The following is a 2,710-nucleotide window of genomic DNA, read 5'->3' as shown; positions in this document are numbered from 1 at the left end:
AAAATGTTATACCGGAGAAAAACGACAAATTTCCTATCCTGAACTATGAACAATGAACGCTTTAATTCCTATCGCATTATGTGGGTATTAGTCCTTTATGATCTACCAACGGAAACAAAAAAGATGCGTAAAGATGCACAAGATTTCCGAGAAGCACTTGTAAAAGATGGCTTTGATTTGTTCCAATTTTCAATGTACATTCGTCATTGCCCCAGTCGAGAAAATGCTGAGGTACATATCAACCGTGTCAAGCGATGGTTACCTCCCTATGGAAAAGTAGCTATACTGACTATAACTGACAAGCAATTTGAAGGAATAGAAATCTTCTATTGTCAGGCGAAAAAAGCTCCTCCAAAGGAGTGCATTCAACTCTCTCTTTTTTAAATTTTAGATGCCTTGTAAAAGGCTATACTTTTCTTTCAAAATTACCACGAGGTAGATGCAATGTTAAATAGCTTATACTCAGGAAATCGTCTTAGGGTTGATTTTTCAAATGTTGCCAAAGAGATCGATGTTCCTAACCTGCTACAATTACAAAAAAAGAGTTTTGACCAGTTTTTAAACGTAGATAAAAATCAAGGCGAAAGCGGTATAGAAAAAGTTTTCAAATCAATATTTCCTATACATGATCCGCAAAACCGCTTAAGCTTAGAATACGTAAGCTCTGAAATCGGAAAACCAAAATATACGATCAGAGAGTGTATGGAGCGCGGGCTTACTTATTCTGTAAATTTAAAAATGAAAATAAGGCTGATCGTTCACGAAAGAGATGAAAAAACAGGCGAGAAGATCGGCATAAAAGATATAAAAGAGCAAGAAATTTTCGTTCGCGAAATTCCTTTGATGACGGATAGAATTTCATTTATTATTAACGGCGTCGAGCGCGTCGTGGTTAATCAGCTTCACAGAAGTCCCGGCGTTATCTTTAAAGAAGAAGAAAGTCCTACGGTCGTAAATAAGCTTATTTATACGGCTCAAATTATTCCTGACCGTGGTAGCTGGCTGTATTTTGAGTACGATACCAAAGATGTACTTTACGTTCGTATTAACAAACGCAGAAAAGTGCCTGTAACTATACTTTTTAGGGCGCTTGGATACAAAAAACAAGATATTATTAAATTATTTTATCCAATACAAACGTTAACCATAAAAGACAACAAATTTTTGATGCCGTTTAATCCGGATGATTACCAGGGCAGGGTCGAATACGACATAAAAGACGAAGAAGGCAATGTTTTGCATGAGGCAGGCAAAAGACTTACAAAGAAAAAGGCTGATAAGATTATTGCTGACGGAGTGAAATTTGTTGAGTACCCGACTGAAATTTTGGTAAATAGATTTTTAGCTCACCCTGTTGTCGACAAAAATAGTGGTGAGGTGCTTTATGATACTCTTGTACAACTCGATGAAAATAAACTTGCTAAAATTTTAGCTGATCAAGAAAGTATTGAAATTGCAAACGACTTGGCTACTGGCGTGGACGACGCTATTATAAATTCTTTTATCGCCGATAACGAGACGCTAAAACTACTACGCCAAACCGAAAACATCGATGACGAAAACGATCTTGCAGCAATAAGAATTTATAAAGTTATGCGCCCAGGCGAACCGGTCGTTAAAGACGCTGCTCGTGCTTTCGTAAATGATTTGTTCTTTAATCCTGAAAGATATGATTTAACTGGCGTCGGCCGTATGAAAATGAACCACAAGCTAGCGCTTGAGGTGCCTGAATACGTAACGGTTTTGACTAATGAGGACATTATAAAAACGGCAAAATATTTGATAAAGGTCAAAAACGGACAAGGTCATATTGACGACCGCGATCACCTAGGCAACCGTCGTATCCGCTCTATCGGTGAGCTTTTGGCAAATGAGCTTCACCTGGGATTCGTAAAAATGCAAAAGGCTATCAGAGATAAATTTACGACGCTAGGCAATACTGAGGAGATTATGCCTTACGATTTGGTTAATCCAAAAATGATAACCACGACGATAATGGAATTTTTCACCGGCGGTCAGTTGAGCCAGTTTATGGATCAAACTAACCCGCTTAGCGAAGTTACGCATAAGCGCAGACTTTCGGCGCTGGGCGAGGGCGGTCTGGTAAAAGATAGGGCAGGCTTTGAGGTGCGCGACGTTCACCCGACTCACTACGGCAGAATTTGCCCGGTTGAGACTCCTGAAGGTCAAAACATCGGTCTTATTAACACGCTTTCTACTTACGCAAAGGTAAATAACCTCGGTTTCGTCGAAGCTCCGTATAAAAAAGTCGTAGACGGCAAGGTAACCGACGAGATTGTATATTTAACGGCGACTCAAGAGGAAAATTTAGTTATCGCTCCGGCATCTACCGCGCTTGATGAAGGCGGATATATAGTAGAGGATTTGATTGAAGCTAGGCAAGATGGCGAGATGATACTGGCCAAACGCGAGGACGTTAAGCTAATCGACCTTTGCTCCGGTATGATAGCCGGCGTTGCGGCATCTCTTATTCCGTTTTTGGAACACGACGACGCAAACCGCGCTCTAATGGGATCAAACATGCAACGCCAAGCAGTGCCGTTACTTCGTTCGTCCGCTCCTATCGTAGGTACTGGCATGGAGAGTACCGTGGCTCGCGACGCATGGGAAGCTATCAAGGCTAGACGCGCTGGCATAGTTGAAAAGGTGGACAATAAGAATATCTTTATCCTTGGCGAAGACGAGGCGG

2 protein-coding genes are annotated in these 2,710 nt (G+C 41.0%); both read left to right on the top strand.

Annotated features, from left to right (window positions below; translation table 11 throughout):
• Nucleotides 1–45 precede the first annotated feature (45 nt).
• Nucleotides 46–384 (top strand): CRISPR-associated endonuclease Cas2, encoded by a 339-nt coding sequence (cas2, locus tag Q0200_RS05515; RefSeq protein ID WP_314967515.1) that lies wholly within the window; start codon nucleotides 46–48, stop codon nucleotides 382–384.
• 60 nt (nucleotides 385–444) lie between these two features.
• On the top strand, nucleotides 445–2,710 hold a 2,266-nt coding region (gene rpoB / locus Q0200_RS05510), incomplete at its 3' end, for a DNA-directed RNA polymerase subunit beta (protein ID WP_297938770.1).

Origin of the sequence: uncultured Campylobacter sp., assembly GCF_938045225.1 — a bacterium.
GTDB lineage: Bacteria > Campylobacterota > Campylobacteria > Campylobacterales > Campylobacteraceae > Campylobacter_A.
Note: the sequence above shows the minus strand (reverse complement) of the source record. Positions and strands in the feature narration are given on the sequence as shown.